The 21805-nt window shown below is 71.6% G+C and carries 16 protein-coding genes; 12 read left to right on the top strand and 4 right to left on the bottom strand.

Annotated features, from left to right (window positions below; translation table 11 throughout):
- Nucleotides 1–19: 19 nt before the first annotated feature.
- Nucleotides 20–1048, top strand: a complete 1029-nt coding sequence (locus BT364_RS32840) for an aspartate-semialdehyde dehydrogenase (RefSeq protein ID WP_072488857.1) — start codon at nucleotides 20–22, stop codon at nucleotides 1046–1048.
- 144 nt (nucleotides 1049–1192) lie between these two features.
- Nucleotides 1193–3769, top strand: coding sequence for an aminopeptidase N (pepN, locus tag BT364_RS32835; protein ID WP_072488856.1), 2577 nt, complete (start codon nucleotides 1193–1195; stop codon nucleotides 3767–3769).
- 178 nt (nucleotides 3770–3947) lie between these two features.
- Here pepN and BT364_RS32830 read toward each other — a convergent pair whose 3' ends face one another.
- From BT364_RS32830 to BT364_RS32820, 3 genes are all read right to left on the bottom strand, one after another.
- Nucleotides 3948–4178, bottom strand: a complete 231-nt coding sequence (locus tag BT364_RS32830) for a hypothetical protein (RefSeq protein WP_072488871.1) — start codon at nucleotides 4176–4178, stop codon at nucleotides 3948–3950.
- A gap of 67 nt (nucleotides 4179–4245) precedes the next feature.
- A complete protein-coding gene (malQ, locus tag BT364_RS32825) occupies nucleotides 4246–6492 on the bottom strand; it encodes a 4-alpha-glucanotransferase (RefSeq protein ID WP_072488855.1) in 2247 nt (748 codons plus the stop codon).
- The gene (locus BT364_RS32820; protein ID WP_072488854.1) at nucleotides 6493–6750 is read right to left on the bottom strand and encodes a hypothetical protein; all 258 of its coding nucleotides are present in this window, start codon (nucleotides 6748–6750) and stop codon (nucleotides 6493–6495) included.
- A gap of 309 nt (nucleotides 6751–7059) precedes the next feature.
- Between BT364_RS32820 and BT364_RS32815 the strand changes: the two genes are divergently transcribed.
- On the top strand, nucleotides 7060–10074 hold the full coding sequence (locus BT364_RS32815; RefSeq protein ID WP_072488853.1) for a glycoside hydrolase family 84 protein: 3015 nt from the start codon (nucleotides 7060–7062) through the stop codon (nucleotides 10072–10074).
- 46 nt (nucleotides 10075–10120) lie between these two features.
- Here BT364_RS32815 and BT364_RS32810 read toward each other — a convergent pair whose 3' ends face one another.
- A complete protein-coding gene (locus BT364_RS32810; protein WP_072488852.1) occupies nucleotides 10121–10657 on the bottom strand; it encodes an HNH endonuclease in 537 nt (178 codons plus the stop codon).
- Nucleotides 10658–10978: 321 nt separating this feature from the next.
- On the opposite strand from BT364_RS32810, the gene BT364_RS32805 reads away from it, so the two are divergent.
- The 9 genes from BT364_RS32805 to BT364_RS32765 all read left to right on the top strand — a co-directional run bounded on the left by BT364_RS32805 (nucleotide 10979) and on the right by BT364_RS32765 (nucleotide 21759).
- Nucleotides 10979–12043 (top strand): mechanosensitive ion channel family protein, encoded by a 1065-nt coding sequence (locus tag BT364_RS32805; protein WP_072488851.1) that lies wholly within the window; start codon nucleotides 10979–10981, stop codon nucleotides 12041–12043.
- A 208-nt stretch (nucleotides 12044–12251) separates the two neighbouring features.
- Nucleotides 12252–13475, top strand: coding sequence for an ROK family transcriptional regulator (locus BT364_RS32800; RefSeq protein ID WP_072488850.1), 1224 nt, complete (start codon nucleotides 12252–12254; stop codon nucleotides 13473–13475).
- A 62-nt stretch (nucleotides 13476–13537) separates the two neighbouring features.
- Nucleotides 13538–14875, top strand: a complete 1338-nt coding sequence (locus BT364_RS32795) for an ABC transporter substrate-binding protein (protein ID WP_072488849.1) — start codon at nucleotides 13538–13540, stop codon at nucleotides 14873–14875.
- Nucleotides 14876–14882: 7 nt separating this feature from the next.
- On the top strand, nucleotides 14883–15824 hold the full coding sequence (locus BT364_RS32790) for a carbohydrate ABC transporter permease (RefSeq protein WP_072488848.1): 942 nt from the start codon (nucleotides 14883–14885) through the stop codon (nucleotides 15822–15824).
- 1 nt (nucleotide 15825) lies between these two features.
- Nucleotides 15826–16728 (top strand): carbohydrate ABC transporter permease, encoded by a 903-nt coding sequence (locus BT364_RS32785; protein WP_072488847.1) that lies wholly within the window; start codon nucleotides 15826–15828, stop codon nucleotides 16726–16728.
- Between the two features lie 3 nt (nucleotides 16729–16731).
- Nucleotides 16732–17997, top strand: a complete 1266-nt coding sequence (locus tag BT364_RS32780) for a 6-phospho-beta-glucosidase (protein WP_072488846.1) — start codon at nucleotides 16732–16734, stop codon at nucleotides 17995–17997.
- Nucleotides 17988–18962 (top strand): N-acetylglucosamine kinase, encoded by a 975-nt coding sequence (locus BT364_RS32775; protein ID WP_072488845.1) that lies wholly within the window; start codon nucleotides 17988–17990, stop codon nucleotides 18960–18962. Before BT364_RS32780 ends, BT364_RS32775 begins: the two co-directional genes overlap by 10 nt.
- A gap of 338 nt (nucleotides 18963–19300) precedes the next feature.
- Nucleotides 19301–20692, top strand: coding sequence for a hypothetical protein (locus tag BT364_RS32770; RefSeq protein WP_371268674.1), 1392 nt, complete (start codon nucleotides 19301–19303; stop codon nucleotides 20690–20692).
- 11 nt (nucleotides 20693–20703) lie between these two features.
- The gene (locus BT364_RS32765; RefSeq protein WP_107408369.1) at nucleotides 20704–21759 is read left to right on the top strand and encodes a glutamate ABC transporter substrate-binding protein; all 1056 of its coding nucleotides are present in this window, start codon (nucleotides 20704–20706) and stop codon (nucleotides 21757–21759) included.
- Nucleotides 21760–21805: the final 46 nt, after the last annotated feature.

The following is a 21805-nucleotide window of genomic DNA, read 5'->3' as shown; positions in this document are numbered from 1 at the left end:
TACGTTCGAAGGAGTCCCTGTGAAGGTCGGAATCGTCGGCGCCACCGGTCAGGTCGGCACAGTCATGCGCAGGATCCTGGCCGAGCGGAAGTTCCCGGCCGACGAACTGCGGCTGTTCGCCTCCGCGCGCTCCGCGGGCTCGACGATCGAGTGGCAGGGCCGCGAGATCACCGTCGAGGACGCCTCGACGGCCGACTACACCGGGCTGGACATCGTGCTGTTCTCGGCCGGCGGCGCGACGTCGAAGGCGCTCGCCGAGAAGGTCGCCGCGCAGGGCGCCGTCGTGATCGACAACTCCTCCGCCTGGCGCAAGGACCCCGAGGTCCCGCTGGTCGTCTCCGAGGTCAACGCGCACGCGATCGCGAACCGGCCCAAGGGCATCATCGCCAACCCGAACTGCACCACGATGGCCGCCATGCCCGTGCTGCGCCCGCTGCACGACGAGGCCGGTCTCCAGGCGCTGACCGTCGCCACCTACCAGGCGGTCTCCGGCTCCGGTCTGGCCGGCGTCGCCGAGCTGCACGGACAGGCGTCCAAGGTCGTCGCCGAGGCCGACAGGCTCACCCACGACGGCGAGGCCGTCGAGTTCCCCGAGCCGGGCGTCTACAAGCGTCCGATCGCCTTCAATGTGCTGCCGCTGGCCGGTTCGATCATGGACGACGGCTCCTTCGAGACCGACGAGGAGCAGAAGCTCCGCAACGAGTCCCGCAAGATCCTGGAGATCCCGGAGCTGAAGGTGTCCGGCACCTGTGTCCGGGTGCCGGTCTTCTCCGGCCACTCGCTCCAGGTCAACGCCCGTTTCGCCCGTCCGGTCAGCGTGGAGCGCGCGTACGAGCTGCTGAAGGACGCGCCGGGCGTCGAGATCTCCGAGATCCCCACCCCGCTCCAGGCGGCCGGCAAGGACGCCTCGTTCGTCGGCCGGATCCGGGTCGACGAGACCGTGGAGAACGGCCTCGCGCTCTTCGTCTCCAACGACAACCTGCGCAAGGGCGCGGCGCTGAACGCGGTGCAGATCGCGGAGCTGGTCGCGGCGGAGCTGAACGGCTGACGCCGAAGGGGCACGGGAAGGGGCGGCCACCGGGGTGCGGTGGCCGCCCTTTCGTATGCGCTCCTCCACCGCGGACCAGGCCCCCACCGGAGCATGCGACGTGGAAGGATGACCGGAAACGTCACATACCAAGGAGATGACCGCGTGCCTGGCACCAATCTGACCCGCGAAGAGGCACAGGAGCGGGCGCGCCTGCTGACCGTGGACGCGTACGAGATCGATCTCGACCTCTCCGGAGCGCAGGAGGGCGGCACCTACCGGTCCGTGACCACCGTGCGCTTCGACTCCGCCGAAGCCGGTGCGGAGACCTTCATCGACCTGGTCGCCCCGGCCGTGCACGAGGTCGAGCTGAACGGCAAGGCGCTGGACGTCGCGGCCGTGTTCCGCGACTCGCGCATCGCGCTCCCGCACCTGGTCGCGGGCTCCAACGAGCTGAAGGTCGTCGCCGACTGCGCGTACACCAACACGGGCGAGGGCCTGCACCGCTTCGTCGACCCGGTCGACCAGCAGGCGTACCTCTACACCCAGTTCGAGGTTCCGGACGCGCGCCGGGTCTTCGCGAGCTTCGAGCAGCCGGACCTGAAGGCGACGTTCCGGTTCACCGTGAAGGCGCCGCAGGGGTGGACGGTCATCTCGAACTCGCCGACGCCCGAGCCGCAGGACGACGTCTGGTCCTTCGAGCCGACGCCGCGCATCTCGTCGTACATCACGGCCCTGATCGCCGGCCCGTACCACTCGGTGCACAGCAGCTACGAGCGCGACGGCCAGTCGGTCCCGCTCGGCATCTACTGCCGTCCGTCGCTGGCCGAGTTCCTCGACGCGGACGAGATCTTCGACGTCACGCGGCAGGGCTTCGACTGGTTCCAGGAGAAGTTCGACTACGACTACCCGTTCGCCAAGTACGACCAGCTGTTCGTCCCGGAGTTCAACGCCGGCGCGATGGAGAACGCGGGCGCGGTCACCATCCGCGACCAGTACGTGTTCCGTTCGAAGGTGACGGACGCGGCGTACGAGCGGCGTGCGGAGACCATCCTGCACGAGCTGGCGCACATGTGGTTCGGCGACCTCGTCACCATGGAGTGGTGGAACGACCTGTGGCTGAACGAGTCGTTCGCCACGTACACCTCGGTCGCCTGCCAGGCGTACGCACAGGGCTCGAAGTGGCCGAACTCCTGGACCACGTTCGCCAACTCCGAGAAGACCTGGGCCTACCGCCAGGACCAGCTGCCGTCCACGCACCCGATCATGGCGGACATCCGTGATCTGGACGACGTGCTGGTCAACTTCGACGGGATCACCTACGCCAAGGGCGCCTCGGTCCTGAAGCAGCTGGTGGCGTACGTCGGCATGGACGAGTTCTTCAAGGGCGTCCAGGCGTACTTCAAGGCGCACGCCTTCGGCAACACCCGGCTCTCCGACCTGCTGGGCGCCCTGGAGGAGACCTCCGGACGCGACCTGAAGAGCTGGTCGAAGGCGTGGCTGGAGACGGCGGGCATCAACGTCCTGCGCCCGGAGATCACCACGGACGAGAACGGCCACGTCACCTCGTTCACCGTGCTCCAGGAGGCCCCGGCCCTCCCCGCCGGCGCGAAGGGCGAGCCGACGCTGCGCCCGCACCGCATCGCGATCGGCTGCTACGACCTCGACGGCTCCGGCAAGCTGGTCCGCACGGACCGCATCGAGCTGGACGTCGACGGCGCGCGCACGACCGTGCCGTTCCCGGCCGGCACCGCCCGCCCCGCCGTGATCCTGCTCAACGACGACGACCTCTCGTACGCGAAGGTCCGGCTCGACGAGGAGTCGCTGCGCGTCGTCACCGAGCACCTCGGCGACTTCACGGAGTCCCTCCCCCGCGCCCTGTGCTGGGCCTCCGCCTGGGACATGACCCGCGACGGCGAGCTGGCGACCCGCGACTACCTCGCCCTGGTGCTCTCCGGCATCGGCAAGGAGTCGGACATCGGCGTCGTGCAGTCGCTGCACCGTCAGGTGAAGCTGGCGCTGGACCTGTACGCGGCGCCGGAGTGGCGCGAGGCCGGGCTGACGCAGTGGACCGAGGCCACCCTCGCGCACCTGCGTGCGGCGGAGCCGGGCAGCGACCACCAGCTGGCCTGGGCCCGCGCCTTCGCGGCGACGGCCCGCACCCCGCAGCAGACGGACCTGCTGCAGTCGCTGCTCGACGGCAAGGAGACGGTCGAGGGCCTGGCCGTCGACACGGAGCTGCGCTGGGCTTTCGTCGAGCGGCTCGCCGCGACCGGTCTCCTGGAGGAGGACGAGATCGCCGCCGAGTACGAGCGGGACAGGACGGCGGCGGGCGAGCTCCACGCGGCGACCGCCCGCGCGGCGCGCCCCACCGAGGAGGCGAAGGCGGAGGCATGGGCCTCGGTCGTCGAGTCCGACAAGCTGCCGAACTCCCTCCAGGAGGCGGTCATCGTCGGCTTCGTCCAGACCGACCAGCGCGAGCTGCTGGCTCCGTACACGGAGAAGTTCTTCGCCTCGGTCAAGGACGTCTGGGACTCGCGCAGCCACGAGATGGCGCAGCAGGTCGCGGTCGGCCTCTACCCGACCCTCCAGGTCTCGCAGGCCACGCTGGACGCCACGGACGCCTGGCTCTCCTCCACGGAGCCGAGCGCGGCCCTGCGCCGGCTGATGTCGGAGTCCCGCTCGGGCGTCGAGCGCGCCCTGAAGGCCCGCGCCGCGGACGCGGCGGCGGCCACGGTGTGACGCGCTGACCGGTGACACAGTGAGGGGCGCCTCCCGCGGTGGGGGCGCCCCTTCCTCGTGCTCCGGGCTGCGTGGCGCCGGAAACCCGCCCGTCGGCGGGGTGCCCGGGCGCGGACATGCGTGTGCGCCGCGCGGTACTCGCGGAGTACCTGCGGCGCACTCGGGGAGAGCGTGGGTACTAGGCCTGCTTCTTGGACTTGTCCAGGACCATGACCAGGCCCGTGATGACCAGGTACAGGACGATGGGTGCCACGACGTAGAGGCCGATGGTCTCCATCGCGCTCAGGCCGGGTCCCGGGTCGTCACCGTCGTCGCGGGTGAGCGCGAGCGCGGGGGACGACATGAGCAGCATCATCAGCGTCGTTCCGGCCGCGACGGCGCCGGCGCGCATAGCGTTCTTCTTGTCCACGGTGCAAACGTAGCGAACGCCCGCGAGGGGCGCGCGCCCGGGGGTGCCGTACGGGGTCGGGGCGGGATCACGGGTGGGCATGCGGGTGGGTTTCCGGGCCTGGTTCCGGGCCGGTTTCCGGGCGGTCCTCGCGTGGTCGGAAGACCTCCATCAGCCGGTGCAGGCGGGGTGCGGCGGCCAGTTCCTCCAGGGTGACCGGATGGCCCTCCGCATCGGCGACGGGCAGGCGCCAGTTGGGGTACTGGTCCCAGGTGCCGGGGAGGTTCTGCGGGCGGCGGTCGCCGAGTGCGTCGGGCAGCCAGACGCCGGTCATGCGGGCGGGGGTGCGCAGCAGGAAGCGGTGCACGGCGCGGACGGCGCCCTCCTCGTCGCCCTCGCCCTCGGGAAGCAGGCCGAGCCTGGCGAGATACCCCAGCCACTCGGCGGTGTCGGCCGCGTCCTCCGTCAGCTCCTGGTCGAGGGGGCGGGTGAGCAGGCCGAGGCGGTGGCGCAGCGTCACATGGTCGCCGGTCAGCCGGGCCGCGGTGGACGGCAGATCGTGCGTGGTGACGGTGGCGAGGCAGTCCTCGCGCCACTCCTCGGGGGCCAGTGGGCGGCCGGTGCCCGCCCAGTCCCGTTCGAACCAGAGGACCGAGGTGCCGAGCACGCCACGCCGGGCCAGCGTCTCGCGGACCCCCGGCTCGACCGTGCCGAGGTCCTCCCCCATGACGACCGCGCCGGCCCGGTGCGCCTCCAGGACGAGGACGGCGAGCATCGCCTCGGCGTCGTGGGTGACATAGGTGCCCTCGGTGGGCGGGCGCCCTTCGGGCACCCACCAGAGCCGGAACAGACCCATGACGTGGTCGATGCGCAGGGCGCCCGCGTGGGCGAGGAGCCCGCGCAGCAGTCCGCGGTACGGGGCGTAGCCGGAGGCGGCGAGGACGTCCGGGCGCCACGGCGGCAGGCCCCAGTCCTGGCCGCGGGCGTTGAAGGCGTCCGGTGGCGCGCCGACGGACATGCCGTGCGCGAAGGCGTCCTGCTGGGCCCAGGCGTCGGCACCGCCGGGGTGCACGCCGACGGCGAGGTCGTGGACGATGCCGACGGCCATGCCCGCGTCGAGGGCGGCGCGCTGGGCGGCGGCGAGCTGACCGTCGGTCAGCCAGGCGAGCCGGCAGTGGAAGTCGACCCGGTCCAGCAGTTCGCCGCGGGCACGGGCGGTCTCCTTGGAGCGGGGGTCGCGCAGCCCGGCGGGCCAGCTGTGCCAGTCGGGGCCGTGCACCTCGGCGAGGGCGCACCACAGGGCGTGGTCCTCCAGGGCCTGTCCCTGCCCGGCCAGGAAGTCGCAGTACGCGGCGCGGCGGCCGGGGGTGAGGGGCACCTGCCATACGAGTTCGAGAGCCTGGCGCTTGAGGTCCCAGACGGCGTCGCGGTCGATCAGCGCGCCCTTGTTCAGGACGGTGTCGCCGAGTGTCGCGGCGTCCTGGCGCAGGTCGTCGAGGGTGGCCCGGTCCGTCACGTGCCCGTACTCGGGGACGGACTCGATGTGCAGATGCACGGGGTCGGGGAAGCGCCGTGACGAGGGGCGGTACGGGGAGGGGTCGGTGGGCCGGCCGGGCACGGCGTCGTGGAGCGGGTTGACCTGGACGAATCCGGCGCCGAGGGTCCGCCCGGACCAGGCGGCGAGATCGGCGAGGTCCCCCAGGTCGCCCATGCCCCAGGAGCGGGCGGAGAGCAGGGAGTAGAGCTGGACGAGGAAGCCGTGGCTGCGGGCGGGCGGCCGGGGCGCCCGGGGCGGGGCGACGACGAGCGTGCCGGTCGCACTGCGGCCGCCGGGCGCCCGTACGGCCAGCCGGTGCACCCCGAGCGGCGGCCCGGTCCACCAGGCGGGGACCGCGGGCGCCCCCCTACCGTCCCCCGCCCCCTCCGCGCCCACCCGATCCGCCACCGCGTCCACCGGGTCCGCCCGCCCGCCGTCAGTGCCCCGCAGCGAAACGGCCGGATCCGGTCGGTCGGCCGGAATGCGCATCCGCGGGGGCGGGGCCGAACCGGGGTCTTCGAGGGCGATTTCCAGCGTGGTGCCGGGCGGCAGGGCGGTCAGGGCGGCGGGCAGCGGCTCGCCGGTCCACACCACCAGCGTCGGCGGGAGCAGCCGGGAGCGGGCCGAGGACTCGGCGGCGGCGAGCGATTCCCGTACCGCTTCGGGCGTGGTGGCGCCCACACCGAGCGCGGCGAGCACGGCGACGACCGTGTCATCGGGGACGGACACGGTCACGTCGGCGGACGGGGAGTAGGAGGTGGCGACGCCGTGCAGCGCGGCGAGCCGGTCCAAGCCCATTCAGACTCCTGGGAACTCCGTGCCCCACGCGGCGCCGGACATGGCCGGCTCGCTGATCAGCGGGGCGTTGACGGCGAGCGGGGGTTCGCTGGTCAGGGGGGTGGCGTCGGCGAGCGGCGGCTCGCTGGTGAGGGGTATCGCATCGGCGAGCGGCGGCTCGCTGGTCAGCGGGCCGCCGCTCGCGGGAGCCGGCGGGGCGGCGGGACCGGGTACCTGTCCGGGGAGGGCGGAGAGCGGACGCTTCGCGACAGCGGGCATGGCGGCCTCCTGGCCGTGGGGAAACAGGACACAGCAGGCCTACCCGGCGGACTCGACCACTGGCGTAGGCGTCATCACAACGAATTCAACGTGCCCTGGGTCACATTCCGTTCCCCTCGGGTCCGTTCTCCGTAAGTTGTCCGCTGTTTTCGGCCATCCGGCGTCATCTTTGGCGTCGACGGCCCTTGCCCACCATCCCCCGCCCACCGGCGGCATCGGGCATTTCCGGCACACCACCCACGCGCATTGACACCCTCGCGCGCGGGTGGTGGGCTCGGAGCCCACCGGCGGGAACGAGGGAGACGAGCGATGCGGCTCAGGCGCGGAACGCAGGCAACGGCCATCGCGGTCGCCGTGCTCGGCGGGCTGCTCTCCACGGGCACCCCGGCCGCCGTCGCGGCCCCTTCGGCGCCCGGCTCCACCGCCGTCACCAACCCCGACCGCGCTGACGACGCCGCATTGCCCGCCGTATGGCCCCGGCCGCAGTCCATCGAGGCCGCCGGGGCATCCGTACCGCTCTCCGCCGAGGCCACCCTCGTCGCCGGCGCCCACGCCGATCCGTACGCGGTCGACGCGCTCCGGCAGGTGCTGCGGGACGCGGGCGTGCGGACCGTCCACGAGGCGCTGCCCGGCCGCGGCCCGGTCATCAGGCTCGGCGGCGACGGCGCCCGGGACGCGCTGCGCACCCTGCACGCCCCCGCGCGCGGCGACCTGCCCTCCGGGGGCTACCGGATCGCGGTCGGCCGGGTCGCGGGCCGGGACACCGTCGCCGTGGACGGACTCGGCGAGGACGGCCTCTTCCACGGCGTGCAGACACTGCGTCAGCTGATCCGGGACGGGAGCGTCGCCGGGGTCACCGTCAGGGACTGGCCGGGCACCGCCGTACGCGGCATGACCGAGGGCTTCTACGGGCAGCCGTGGACCCGTGAGGAGCGGCTGGCCCAGATCGGCTTCATGGGGCGCACCAAGCAGAACAGGTACCTGTACGCGGCGGGTGACGATCCGTACCGCCAGGCCCGTTGGCGCGAACCGTACCCGGCCGGCCGGCGGGCCGGCTTCCGGGCGCTGGCCGAGCGGGCCCGCGCCGAGCATGTGACGCTCGGCTGGGCCGTCGCCCCCGGCCAGGCCATGTGCATGTCCTCGGCCGGCGACGTGAAGGCGCTGACGAAGAAGCTCGACGCGATGTGGGCGCTGGGTGTGCGGGCCTTCCAGCTCCAGTTCCAGGACGTCAGCTACAGCGAATGGCACTGCGACAGCGACGCCGACACCTTCGGCAGCGGCCCGCGGGCGGCGGCCAGGGCGCAGGCGCGGGTGGCCGGCGAGGTGGCGCGCCATCTCGCGGACCGGTATCCGGGTTCGCAGCCGCTGTCGGTGATGCCGACGGAGTTCTACCAGGACGGGTCCACCGACTACCGCAAGGCGCTCGCCGAGGAACTGGACGACCGGGTCCAGATCGCCTGGACCGGCGTCGGGGTCGTGCCGAGGACCATCACCGGCGGGGAGCTGGCCGGTGCCCGCGCCGCGTTCGGGCATCCGCTGGTCACGATGGACAACTACCCGGTCAACGACTACGCGCAGGACCGGATATTCCTCGGCCCGTACACCGGCCGGGACCCCGCGGTGGCCATCGGGTCCGCAGCGCTGCTCGCCAATGCGATGGAGCAGCCGTCCGCGTCCCGCATTCCGCTGTTCACCGCCGCCGACTTCGCCTGGAACCCGAGGGGTTACCGGCCCCAGGAGTCCTGGCAGGCGGCGATCGACGACCTGGCGGGCGGTGACGCGCGCACCAGGGACGCGCTGCGGGCGCTGGCCGGGAACAGTGCGACGTCCGTGCTGGGCGGCGACGAGTCCGCGTATCTGCGGCCGCTGCTGGCCGCGTTCTGGAAGTCCCGCGCGGGGCACGACGCCACGGAGCGGGCCGACGCGGCACGCAGGCTGCGGGAGGCGTTCACCGTGATGCGGGAGGCCCCGCAACGGCTGAAGGGCCTGGCGGACGGGCGCCTGGGCGACGAAGTGCGGCCGTGGACGGAGCAGTTGTCCCGGTACGGCAGGGCGGGCGAACTGGCCGTCGATCTGCTCCAGGCACAGGCGCGCGGCGACGGCGACGCCGCGTGGAAGGCGTCGCTGGCCCTGGAACCGGTGCGCAAGGCCGCCAAGGCGGACGGCGCGACGGTCGGCAAGGGGGTGCTGGGCCCGTTCCTGGACCGGGTGCGCCGGGAGGCGGACGCCTGGACGGGCGCGGACCGCGACGCCGGTACGGTCACGAAGGCTCCGGGCAGCTACACGGTCCGGCTGAACCGGGCCCGCCCGGTGGAGACCGTGACGGCGATGACCCTGCCCGGCGGCGGCACGGTGGACGGCGCGGCGCTGGAGGCCCATGTGCCCGGCGAGGGCTGGCGCCGCCTGGGCGCGCTGTCGGCGAGCGGCTGGACGCAGACGGCGGCGAAGGGGCTGCGGGCCGACGCGATCCGGATCAGCTGGCCCACGGGCGTCCCGGCGATGCCCCCGGTCGTCTCCCGCACGGTGGCGCCGATGGCCCCGGGAGGCGGCTCCACCGGGAGCGCCCCGCTGCCGGCGCCGCGGGTGCACGCACTCGTGCCCTGGTTCGGGGACGAGCCCGCGGCCCGGCTCGATCTGGCGCGCGGTGAGACGGACGCCGAGATCGGCGGCGAGCCGCAGCGGGTCGAGGCGCGCCTCGCCGCCCGGCGCCCCGCCGAGGTGCGCGGCGCGCTCACCGCGAAGGCGCCCAAGGGCATCAGGGTGGAGGTCCCGAAGCAGACGCGGGTGCCGCGCGGCTCCCGCACCGACGTGCCCGTGGAGATCACGGTCCCGGCGGGCACCCCGGCCGGGGAGTACGAGGTGCCGTTCAGCTTCGGCGACGAACGCAGCACGCTCACCGTCCGGGCGTTCCCGCGCACCGCGGGCCCCGATCTGCTGCGCACCGCCACCGCGTCCTCGTCCGGCGACGAGACCCCGGACTTCCCGGCGGCGGCCGCCTCCGACGGCGACCCGGAGACCCGCTGGTCCTCACCGGCCGAGGACGGAGCCTGGTGGCAGGCACAACTGCCGCAGGCCGCCCGGATAGGCCGGGTGGTGCTGCACTGGCAGGACGCGTACGCCACCCGCTACCGCGTCCAGGTCTCCTCGGACGGCCGCAGCTGGCGCACGGCGGCCACCGTCCGGGACGGCAGGGGCGGGCGCGAGTCGGTCCGGATGGATGCGAAGGACGCCCGCTACCTCAGGGTCCAGGGCGATGCCCGGGGCACCGAGTTCGGCTATTCGCTCTGGTCGGTGGAGGCATACGCCGTCGCCGCGGCGGAGTAGCGATCCGGCCCCCTTCCGACCCGGGGACGACGAAGGCCCGGATCCCTCAGGCTGAAATGCCGTCGATCCGGGCCATGGCGTCGTCCGCGCCGAACGGTTGCAAGTACGGCAGCCAGCGCGGGTCGCGGTGTCCCGTGCCGATGATCCGCCAGGCGAGCCCCGTCGGCGGGGCCGGCTGCTGGTGCAGCCGCCAGCCGAGCTCCGGCAGGTGCCGGTCCGCCTTGAAGTGGTTGCAGCGGCGGCAGGCCGCCACCACGTTGTCCCAGACGTGTTGTCCGCCGCGGCTGCGCGGAATCACGTGGTCGACGCTGGTCGCGGTGGCGCCGCAGTACATGCAGCGGCCCCCGTCCCGGGCGAACAGCGCCCTGCGGGTCAACGGTACGGGCCCCCGGTAGGGAACCCGTACGAACCGCTTCAGGCGGACGACGCTGGGGGCCGGGACGGCCCGGGTGGCACTGTGCATGAAGGCGCCGGACTCCTCTAGGCAGATGGCCTTGTTTTCGAGGACGAGGACGAGCGCGCGGCGGAGCGGTACGACGCCGAGTGGCTCGTACGACGCGTTGAGAACCAGGACATGCGGCACGGTGGATGCCTCCTTGTACGCCGGCGGCGCGTGGCTCGCGCCGGGACGATCCGATCTCAGTCTCTACTCCTGCCTGGTGGAAGCGCCACCACGTGCGGGTAACGGGCCGGAAGGATTTTTGCCCGGGCCACGGGGTGCCGGGCGGCCCCGCCGGGTGTGCGATCGGCCACAGGAGACCGCCGCCGGTGCCGTCCCGCCGCCGCTCACCGCCCTCGGTATCCCCCGATTGGTGCGTTTATCGCCACTCTGTCGGGGCAACGGAGCATTCCCGATGCCCCGTTAATGTGGTCGGACGGCCGTCGCCCATCTGGAGGTCCCACCGTGTCCCTGTCCGCCCTGTTGGCCGCAGCCCCGTCACCCGAGCCCGGCAGCTCGTTGGACGAAGCCGCCAAGCAGGCCGGCGACGCCGCGGGCTGGGTGGAGGAGAACTGGTCCACCTGGCTGAACACCGGTCTGCGCATCATCCTCATCGCGGCGATCGCGATCGTGTTGCGGATCGCGATCCGGCGCGCTCTCACCAAGCTCATAGAACGGATGAACCGCAGCGCCCAGGCGGTGGAGGGCACCGCGCTCGGCGGGCTGCTGGTCAACGCGGAACGCCGCCGTCAGCGCTCGGAGGCGATCGGTTCGGTACTCCGCTCGGTCGCGTCGTTCCTGATCCTCGGCACGGCCGCCCTGATGATCCTGGGCGCGTTCCAGATCAACCTGGCCCCGCTGCTGGCCTCCGCCGGGGTGGCCGGTGTGGCGCTCGGTTTCGGTGCGCGCAACCTGGTCACCGACTTCCTCTCCGGTGTCTTCATGATCCTGGAGGACCAGTACGGCGTCGGTGACACCGTCGACGCGGGCGTCGCCTCCGGCGAGGTCATCGAGGTCGGTCTGCGGGTCACCAAGCTGCGCGGCGCCGAGGGCGAGATCTGGTACGTCCGCAACGGCGAGGTGAAGCGGATCGGCAACCTCAGCCAGGGCTGGTCGACGGCCGGCGTCGATGTGATGGTGCGCCCGACGGAGGACCTCGACAAGGTACGTGCGGTGATCACCGAGACCGCCACGGCGATGGCCAAGGAGGACCCCTGGAACGAGCGCCTGTGGGGCCCGGTGGAGATCCTGGGCCTGGACGCGGTGCTCCTGGACTCGATGACGGTCCGGCTGAGCGCGAAGACGATGCCGGGCAAGGCACTGGGCGTGGAGCGCGAACTGCGCTGGCGGATCAAGCGTGCCTTCGACGAGGCGGGCATCCGCATCGTCGGCGGTGTCCCGGCCCAGGCGGACGAGCCCTCCGGCGCCGACCCGGCGGCCGGCGTCGCCGCCCCCTCGGCCTACGCCTCGGCCACCTCCCCCCAGTCCCTGGCCACGGCCCCGATCGCCCCGCCGAACATCTCGAAGTAGCACTCGCCGGGCGGGCCGATGCGGCCCCAACCCGGTTCACCGACGACCCGGTTGGGCATGCGTCACCATGGACCCGGGTATTCCGGAAGTATTCCAGGTAACGCTTTGGTTGCCACCCCGGCGCTTCCCATTGACGGCCAGGTGACGCGCGCATACCGTCCTCTCACCGAATAGGAAACTTTCCTAACAGAGGGCAGGTGCAACACTCATGGCCGGAACCACACCGGGTACGCCCCGCGTTCTGCGGGCCATGAACGACCGGGCCGCCCTCGATCTGCTGCTGGAGCACGGTCCCCTCTCGCGGACCAGGATCGGGAAACTGACCGGGCTCTCCAAGCCCACCGCCTCGCAGTTGCTGGCGCGGCTGGAGGCGGCCGGGCTGGTCGTCGCCACCGGGACCGTGGCCGGGCGGCCGGGGCCCAACGCGCAGTTGTACGGGGTGAACGCGCGGGCCGCGCATGTCGCGGGGCTGGATGTGAACGCCCGCCGGATCGTCGCGGCCGTCGCCGATGTGACCGGGGAGACGGTCGGGGAGTTCGAGCTGCGCACGCCCGGGCGGCGCGCCGAGAGTGTGGTGCGGCAGGTGGCTCAGGCGCTGGACGGGGCGGTGAAGGACGCCGGGCTCACCCGTTGCGATGTGCACCGGGTCGTCATCGGCACCCCGGGCGCCTTCGACCCCGGTACCGGGCGGCTGCGGTACGCCTCGCACCTGCCGGGCTGGCACTCCCCCACGCTGCTGGAGGAGCTGGCCGCCTTTCTGCCGATGCCGGTGGAGTACGAGAACGATGTGAACCTGGTCGCGGTGGCCGAGCAGCGGCTGGGCGCGGCGCGGGGGTACGAGGACTTCGTCCTGCTGTGGAACGAGGAGGGGCTCGGTGCCGCCCTCGTCATAAACGGACGGCTGCACCGCGGCTTCACCGGCGGCGCGGGCGAGGTGGGTTTCCTGCCGGTGCCGGGTGCCCCGCTGGTCCGTCAGGTGACCAAGGTGAACGCGGGCGGCTTCCAGGAACTGGCGGGTGCACAGGTGCTGTCCCGGCTGGGCCGGGAGCTCGGCATCGACGACGAGCTGATCCGCGCGCCCGGCACCCATCACGAGGTCGCGGCCCGGCTGCTCGCCCGCGCCGCCGAGGCCGCCCAGGCGGGTGAGGACGGCCCGTACCCCCGGCTCCTCGATCTGTTCGCCACCGGACTCGCGACCGGTCTCGCCTCCCTGACCGCCGTGCTCGACCCGGAGGTCGTCGTGCTGTCCGGCGAGGTCATCGCGGCCGGCGGCGAGCCGCTGCGCTGCCGGGTGGAGGCCGAGCTCACCGAGCTGGCGGCCTCCCGGCCCCGGCTGATCGCCGGGGACGTGAAGCACCGCCCCGTACTGCGCGGCGCGCTGGAGAGCGCCCTCGCCACCACCCGTGACGAGGTCTTCGACACGTCCCGCTGATCCTTCTCGGCCCGCCCTCTTCCCTCCGTACCCCCGCCCCCATCCTTCACCGGGAGACCGCCATGTCCGGAAACCGCCGGAAGACGGCCGCCGCGTTCGCCGCGACCGCCGCCATATCTCTGCTCGCCTCGGCCTGTATGGGCCAGAGCAACTCCGGTGCCAGTGATGACCCGTCCAAGGAGACGACCATCAACTTCTGGCACGGCTGGAACTCCCCGAACGAGGTCGCGGGAATCCGGGCGACGGTCGACGCCTTCAAGAAGGCGCACCCCAACATCCATGTGAAGGTCATCGGCAACATGACCGACGACAAGATCAACCAGGCGCTGCGGGCGGGCGGTTCGAAGGCCCCGGACGTCATCTCGTCGTTCACCACGAACAACGTCGGCAAGTTCTGCTCGTCGAAGGCGTTCGTCGACCTCGACCCCTTCCTGAAGAAGGACGGGATCGACCCGGACAAGACCTTCCCCAAGGCGATGAACGAGTACACCCAGTTCGACGGGGTGCGCTGCACCGTGCCGCTGCTCGGTGACGCGTACGGCCTCTACTACAACAAGGACGCGTTCGAGAAGGCCGGCATCAAGAGGCCCCCGCAGACCTGGTCGGAGCTGGCCGCGACCGCCAAGCGGCTGACGAAGACCAAGGGCGACTCGTACGAGCAGCTCGGCTTCATGCCGAACTACCACGGCTACGAGTCGACCACCGAGCACTACCTCGGTGGCTGGGACCCGAAGTACTTCGACGCGGACGGCAAGTCGAACATCGCCGAGGACCCGGCGTTCGCCTCCATGCTCAAGACCCAGAAGAAGCTGGTCGACGAACTGGGCGGTTACGAGAAGCTGGAGAAGTACCGCACGTCGTTCGGTGACGAGTGGGGCGCCAAGCACCCGTTCCACACCGGCCAGGTGGCCATGCAGCTGGACGGCGAGTGGCGGCTCGGGATGGCCGAGGAGACCAAGCCGAAGTTCGAGATCGGCGTCGCCCCGATGCCCGTCGCCGACGACGAGGCCGACACCTACGGCAAGGGCTATCTGACCGGCACCATCGCCGGTATCGCCGCCACCTCGAAGAAGCAGAACGCGGCCTGGGAGCTGGTGAAGTTCATGACGACCGACACCGACGCCGTGGTGAATTTCGCCAATGCCATCCACAACGTGCCCTCCACCCTGGCGGCGCTGAAGTCGCCGAAGCTGAAGTACGACCCGCGGTTCAAGACCTTCCTCGACATCGCCGCGAACCCGAAGAGCACCACCACCCCGCCCTCGGTGAACGGCGGCGCGTACCTGGTGTCCCTGCAGAACCTCGGATTCGACATCGAGAAGGGCAAGCAGAAGGACATCGAGGCGGGTCTGAAGAACACCGCCAAGGAGATCGACGCAGCCATCGCGCAGGCGAAGTAGCGCCGCGATGACCACGTACACACTCCGTGCGAAGCGCCGCCGGTCGGCGCTTCGGACAGCGGCCTTCATGTCGCCGTGGCTGATCGGGTTCTGCGTCTTCTTCGCCTACCCGCTGATCTCCACCGTCTACTTCTCCTTCACCTCGTACGACGGTTTCACGGCCCCCGAGTTCAGCGGGCTGAAGAACTGGTCTTTCGTCTTCAACGAATTCCCGCTGTTCTGGCCGGCGCTGCGCAACACGCTCTGGCTGGTCGTGGTCATGGTCACCTGCCGGGTGGTGTTCGGCCTCGGTGTCGGGCTGCTGATCACGAAGATCAAGACGGGTGCCGGGGTCTTCCGGACCCTGTTCTACCTGCCGTACCTGGCCCCGCCGGTCGCGGCGACCCTCGGCTTCGTCTTCCTGCTCAACCCGGGTACCGGGCCGGTCAATTCGATCCTCGGCGAGATCGGGCTGCCCACGCCCGGCTGGTTCACCGACGCCACCTGGTCCAAGCCGGCCCTGACCGCGCTCGCGGTCTGGGGGGTGGGCGACCTGATGGTGATCTTCATGGCCGCGCTGCTCGACGTACCGAAGGAGCAGTACGAGGCGGCGGAGCTGGACGGGGCGACCGCGTTCCAGCGGTTCCGCTTCGTCACCCTGCCGAACATCTCGCCGATCATCATGTTCGCGGTGGTCACCGGGATCATCCAGACGATGCAGTACTACACCCAGCCGTTCGTGGCCGGGAAGGTCGCCTCGGGCGTGATGGGCGGCTCCGGGCAGCAGTTCGAACCGGGCTATCCCGACAAGTCGACACTGACGCTTCCGCAGGTCATCTACAACCTCGGTTTCCAGCGCTTCGACTACGGCTCCGCCTGCGTGGTCGCGCTCGTTCTCTTCGTACTCGCCATGGCGTTCACCGCACTGCTGATGCGACGCCGCAGCGGACTGATCCAGGCAGGTGAGTGACGTGGCGCAGGTACTCGACGCCGTCAAGGAAGCCGACCCCGCGACCGGCCCGGTCACCCCGGCCGGACGCAGGGCGCGCCGCAAGTCGCTGCTGAACTGGATCGCCGTGCACTCGCTCGGGGTCGCCGCCGCGCTCTTCTTCGTGCTGCCGTTCGTCTTCCTGGTGCTCACCTCGCTGATGAGCGGCCAGCAGGCGCTGACCCGCGATCTGTGGCCGCACCCCTTCGAGTGGAGCAACTACCAGCGGGTGTTCGAAACCGACGGCTTTCTGACCTGGTGGAAGAACACCCTGCTGTACGCGGGACTCGGCACCGTCCTCACGGTCGTGTCGTCGCTGCCCGTGGCGTACGCGCTCGCCAAGTTCCGCTTCCGCGGCCGGCAGCTGTCACTGATGCTCGTCATCTCGATGATGATGCTGCCGCCGCAGGTCGTCGTCATCCCGATGTACCTGTTCTGGGCCAAGCAGCTGGACCTGTCCGGCACGCTCTGGCCGCTGATCATCCCGATGGCCTTCGGCGACGCGTTCTCCATCTTCCTGCTGCGGCAGTTCCTGCTGACCATCCCGAACGAGTACCTCGACGCGGCGAAGGTCGACGGCTGCGGCGAACTGCGCACCCTGCTCAGGGTCGTCGTGCCGATGGCGAAGCCGGGCATCGCCGCGGTGGCCCTCTTCCAGTTCTTCTACGCCTGGAACGACTACTTCGGCCCGCAGATCTACGCCTCGGAGAACCCGGCCGCCTGGACGCTCAGTTACGGCCTGGAGTCCTTCAAGAGCGCGCACCACACCGACTGGAACCTGACCATGGCCGCGACCGTACTGGTCATGGCCCCCGTGATCCTCGTCTTCTTCTTCGCACAGAAGGCATTTGTCGAGGGCGTCACACTGACCGGAGTAAAGGGCTGACCTATGAAGCTCGCAGTAGTTGGTGGCGGGTCCACCTACACCCCTGAACTGATCGACGGCTTCGCCCGGCTGCGGGACACGCTGCCCATCGAGGAGCTGGTGCTCGTCGACCCGGCGGCCGACCGTCTGGAACTCGTCGGCGGCCTCGCCCGGCGGATCTTCGCCAAGCAGGGCCACCCGGGGCGGATCGTCACCACCTCGGACCTCGACGCGGGCGTCGCCGACGCCGACGCGGTCCTGCTCCAGCTGCGCGTCGGCGGCCAGGCCGCCCGCAACCAGGACGAGACCTGGCCGCTGGAGTGCGGCTGCATCGGCCAGGAGACCACCGGCGCCGGCGGCCTCGCCAAGGCGATGCGCACCGTGCCGGTCGTCCTGGACATCGCCGAGCGGGTCCGCCGCACCAACCCCGATGCCTGGATCATCGACTTCACCAACCCGGTCGGCATCGTCACCCGGGCGCTGCTCCAGGCCGGCCACAAGGCCGTCGGCCTGTGCAACGTCGCGATCGGCTTCCAGCGGAAGTTCGCCCGGCTGCTCGACGTCACTCCCGGCGAGGTGCACCTCGACCATGTCGGGCTCAACCACCTGACCTGGGAGCTCGGGGTGCGCCTCGGCGGCCCCGACGGCGAGAACGTCCTGCCGAGGCTGCTCGCCGAGCACGGCGACACGATCGCGGACGACCTGCGCATGCCCCGGGCGATCGTCGACCGGCTCGGCGTCGTCCCCTCGTACTACCTGCGTTACTTCTACGCGCACGACGCGGTCGTGCGGGAGCTCGGCACCAAGCCGTCCCGGGCCGCCGAGGTCGCCGCGATGGAGAAGGAACTCCTCGCCATGTACGGCGATCCGGCGCTGGACGAGAAGCCCGCGCTGCTCGCCAAGCGCGGCGGCGCCTTCTACTCGGAGGCGGCCGTGGACCTGGCGTCCTCACTGCTCGGCTCGGGCGGCTCCGCGGTGCAGGTGGTCAACACGTACAACAAGGGCACGCTGCCGTTCCTGCCGGACGACGCGGTGATCGAGGTGCAGGCCCGGGTCGACGGCACGGGCGCGACGCCGCTCGCCGTTCCCGAGCTGGACCCGCTGTACGCCGGTCTGATCGCCAACGTGACGGCGTACGAGGACCTCGCCCTGGAGGCCGCGCTGCGCGGCGGCCGGGACCGGGTCTTCAAGGCGCTGCTCGCGCACCCGTTGATCGGCCAGTTCGAGTACGCCGAGGCGCTCACCGACAAGCTGATCGCGCACAACCGGGAGCACCTGGCGTGGGCGTGAACGCTTCGGTCCTCGCGATCGACGCGGGGAACAGCAAGACCGACGTGGCACTGATCGGTGCGGACGGAACGGTGCTTTCGAAGGCCCGGGGCGGTGGCTTCCAGCCGCCGGCCGTGGGCATCGAGACGGCCGTCGACGTCCTCGGCGCGGCCGTCGGCCGGGCGCTGGAGCTCTCCGGCGAACCGGCCGGCCCCGTCGCGCACGTGTCCGCCTGTCTCGCCAACGCCGACCTCCCGGTGGAGGAGGAGCAGCTGGCCGCGGCGCTGCGCGCACGGGGCTGGGGCACCACCGTCGAGGTGCGCAACGACACCTTCGCGATTCTGCGCGCGGGGGTGGACGAGCCGCGCGGTGTGGCCGTGGTCTGCGGCGCGGGGATCAACTGTGTCGGCATGGTGCCGGACGGGCGGACCGCGCGGTTCCCCGCCATAGGACGGATCTCCGGTGACTGGGGCGGCGGCGCGGGGCTGGCCGAGGAGGCGATGTGGTTCGCCGCGCGGGCCGAGGACGGGCGCGGTGAGCCGACCGGGCTGGTCCGTACGCTGCCGGGGCACTTCGGGCTCGGCTCGATGTACGAGCTGATCGAGGCGCTGCATCTGGGCCGGGTCGGGTCCGAGCGCCGGCACGAGCTGGCTCCGGTGCTCTTCGCGACCGCGGCGGCCGGGGACGCGGTGGCGGGTGCGCTGGTGGACCGGCTGGCGGAGGAGGTCGTCGCGATGGCCTCGGTCGCGCTGGGCAGGCTGGACCTGCTGGACGAGGAGGCGCCGGTGGTGCTGGGCGGTAGCGTACTGGCGGCCCGTCACCCGCAGTTGGACGCGAAGATCGGCGAACTCCTCGCGGTACGGGCCCCGAAGGCGGAGATCCGGGTGGTGACCCAGCCGCCGGTGCTGGGGGCCGCGCTGCTCGGCCTGGACCACACGGGCGCGGCCGCCGCGGTGCACGAGAGGCTGCGTGCGCAGTACAGCTGACATGTCGTCCGTGATCCACGACACGGCCGACGACACGGCCTGGGGGCGTTCCGCCGCGTTTTCGCGCTGCGGGACGCCCCTCGCGTACGGGAACCGTTCAGTTGTCCCGGACGTGTTCATGAGTGGGGAGATCGGTCCGCTCCGGGTACTGGTCCGTCGATCGTCTTGATCGGCGGCGCAGGCCTTGATCGAATGCGTGTGAGCGCATCCGTGGGCCGATGCAGGATCCGGACGTTCGTGGTGTGGATGTCGGTCCCTGCGGCCATACTTCATGGCCGGGCACCAGTCCCCGATCGGCCGGGGGTCGGGCCACCGTCAGTGACCGAGGGGGAGGTCGAGTGACATACCCGCCGAATGTGCGCACGGCACCTGAGCACGAGCGGGAACAGTCGCCCGTGCCCGCGACCGTACCCGCTCCGCCGCAGCGCGGTGTGCTGTCCGTGACGGCCGACAAGGTGCGGGCCGCGGCCACCACCGAGCCGGGCAGGCTCCAGATCATCGGGGCCGTACTGGCCCTGCTCGTCGTGGCGTTCGGGGCCGTGACGGCCTTCGAGATCGCCGACCGGGCGGCCGCCGCCGACGACGTGGTGGGCCGCAGCCAGCCGCTGAGCGCCGACGCGGCGGCCATCTACCGCTCGCTGGCGGACGCCGACACCGCTGCGGCGAGCGGTTTCCTGGCCGGGGCGCAGGAGCCGCGCGATGTCCACGACCGGTACGAGAAGGACATCGAGGAGGCGTCCCGCCTCCTGGTGAAGGCCGCCGCCAACACCGAAGCGTCGACGAAGTCCGGCCAGGAGATCACCACGCTCAACAAGGAACTCCCCCGGTACACGGGTCTGATCGAGCGGGCCCGCGCCAACAACCGGCAGGGCCTGCCGCTGGGCGGTGCCTACATCCGGTACGCCAACCAGCGGATGAGCAAGGTGATGCTGCCGGCCGCCGAGCGGCTGTACGCGGCGGAGACCGGCCGGCTCGGCGAGGACAGCGACTCGGCCAGGGCCTGGCCGTTCTTCTCGCTCGGGCTCGGGGTCGTGGCGCTGGCCGGGCTGGTCTGGGCGCAGCGGCGCAACTACCGCAGGACCAACCGGGTGTTCAACCACGGGCTGCTCGTGGCGACCGCGGCGTCCACGGTGCTGCTGCTGTGGCTGGCCGTGGGGCACACGGTGGCGCGGTCCGAGCTGCATGGAGCCGATGTCAACGGTCAGCAGTCCCTCGACGTCCTCAATCGCGCGCGGATCGACTCGCTGAAGGCGCGTGCCAATGAGAACCTCACTCTGGTCGCCCGCGGCGCCGTGCTCACCGCGGACGGCAGGAACGACAAGTACGAGACCGACTACAGCACGGACATGAAGGCCCTCGGCGAAGAGCTGGGGAGAGCCGGGAAGCTTGCCGACGACGACCAGGGAAGGGGACCGGTGGCGAAGGCCGTCGACGCCGTCTCCGAGTGGCAGGGCCGCCACCGGACGGCCCGTACGGCCGACGACAGCGGCGACTACGAGGGCGCGCGGACGCAGATCATCGGGTCGAAGGACTCGACGGGTGAGTCCTTCGAGCGGGTGGACGACGCGCTGAAGCAGGCGCTCGCCCATGAGCAGGGCGAGTTCACCCGGGCCGCGAAGGACGGGCAGGGGGCGCTGGGCGGGCTGCCGACCGGGGCCGCCGCGCTGGCCGCGCTGGCCGCCGTGGCCGCGATCGTCGGAGTCAACCGCAGGCTCTCGGAGTACCGGTGAGAGGGGCAGCGATGACCAGGAAGCGCGCGGGCCGGTGGTCCGCCCGCCGCAGGCTGCGCGGCTGGGGCGGGGTGACGGGCATGGCCGCGGCCTGCGCGGTGACGGCCGCGCTCACCCTGCTGCCGCTCTCCCACGGCGGCACCGAGGCCCTCGGCGGGGATGCCGCGGGGCCGGGCACGGCCCAGGCCGTGCAGATCAGGGCCGACGACTGCACGGACCCGGAGGCGAGCCTTCCGCCGTCGTCCGGCAGCGGCCCGAACATCGAGAAGATCAAGAAGCGCGGAAAGCTGATCGCGGGCGTCGACCAGAACAGCTTCAGCTGGGGATACCGCAATACGGCGGCCGGCGAGGGCAAGGACAAGCTCGAAGGCTTCGACATCGACCTGGTGCGGGCCATCGCCGAGAACATCCTGGGCGACCGCGACGCGGTGATCTTCCGGGCCATCCCCACCAACCAGCGGATCGCCGCCCTGGAGAACGACAAGGTCGATGTCGTCGTCCGGACGATGACCATCAACTGCAGCCGGCTGAAGCAGGTCTCGTTCTCCACGGCCTACTTCCAGGCCGGGCAGCAGGTCCTCGCGCCGAAGGTCTCGACGATCACCGGCTTCGACAAGTCCCTGACCGGCAAGCGGGTCTGCACCGCCGAAGGCTCCACCGCCTACGAGGCACTGGAGAAGCAGTCGTTCGGCGCGGTCTTCAAGGACCCGCACGACGGCACCGAGGCGGACGAGGACCAGCTCACCGTCCCCAACCAGCTGGACTGCCTGGTGCGGCTGCAGCTGGGCGAGGTCGACGCGGTGGTCACGGACAACGCGCTGGCGGCCGGCCAGGCCGCCCAGGACCCGGCGGTCGAGCTCAAGGGCGACAAGTCGTTCACCACCGAGTACTACGGCGTGGCGGCGAAGCTCGGCGCCGACGACCTGGTGGCCAGGGTCAACCAGGTTCTGGTGGACTACCGCAGGGGCGGCAGGGACAGCCGCTGGATGCAGTCGTACCGGAACTGGCTGGAGGACGGTCTGCCGGGGATAACGGCGCCGCCGGCCCCCAAGTACCGGAGCAACTGACGCCGGGCCGGCCGGGTGGGCGCGACGGAGCGGCCCCGGCCGGAGA

Origin of the sequence: Streptomyces atratus, assembly GCF_900119365.1 — a bacterium.
GTDB lineage: Bacteria > Actinomycetota > Actinomycetes > Streptomycetales > Streptomycetaceae > Streptomyces > Streptomyces atratus_B.
This window is presented reverse-complemented; position numbering and strand designations above follow the sequence as displayed.

What these genes read in the sequence shown, in the direction of transcription:
- BT364_RS32820 (WP_072488854.1), bottom strand. Translation starts at nt 6,750, where the DNA reads ATGCCCGCTGTCGCGAAGCGTCCGCTCTCCGCCCTCCCCGGACAGGTA.
- BT364_RS32800 (WP_072488850.1), top strand. Translation starts at nt 12,252, where the DNA reads ATGGCCGGAACCACACCGGGTACGCCCCGCGTTCTGCGGGCCATGAAC.
- malQ (WP_072488855.1), bottom strand. Translation starts at nt 6,492, where the DNA reads ATGGGCTTGGACCGGCTCGCCGCGCTGCACGGCGTCGCCACCTCCTAC.
- BT364_RS32765 (WP_107408369.1), top strand. Translation starts at nt 20,704, where the DNA reads ATGACCAGGAAGCGCGCGGGCCGGTGGTCCGCCCGCCGCAGGCTGCGC.
- BT364_RS32815 (WP_072488853.1), top strand. Translation starts at nt 7,060, where the DNA reads ATGCGGCTCAGGCGCGGAACGCAGGCAACGGCCATCGCGGTCGCCGTG.
- BT364_RS32780 (WP_072488846.1), top strand. Translation starts at nt 16,732, where the DNA reads ATGAAGCTCGCAGTAGTTGGTGGCGGGTCCACCTACACCCCTGAACTG.
- BT364_RS32790 (WP_072488848.1), top strand. Translation starts at nt 14,883, where the DNA reads ATGACCACGTACACACTCCGTGCGAAGCGCCGCCGGTCGGCGCTTCGG.
- BT364_RS32795 (WP_072488849.1), top strand. Translation starts at nt 13,538, where the DNA reads ATGTCCGGAAACCGCCGGAAGACGGCCGCCGCGTTCGCCGCGACCGCC.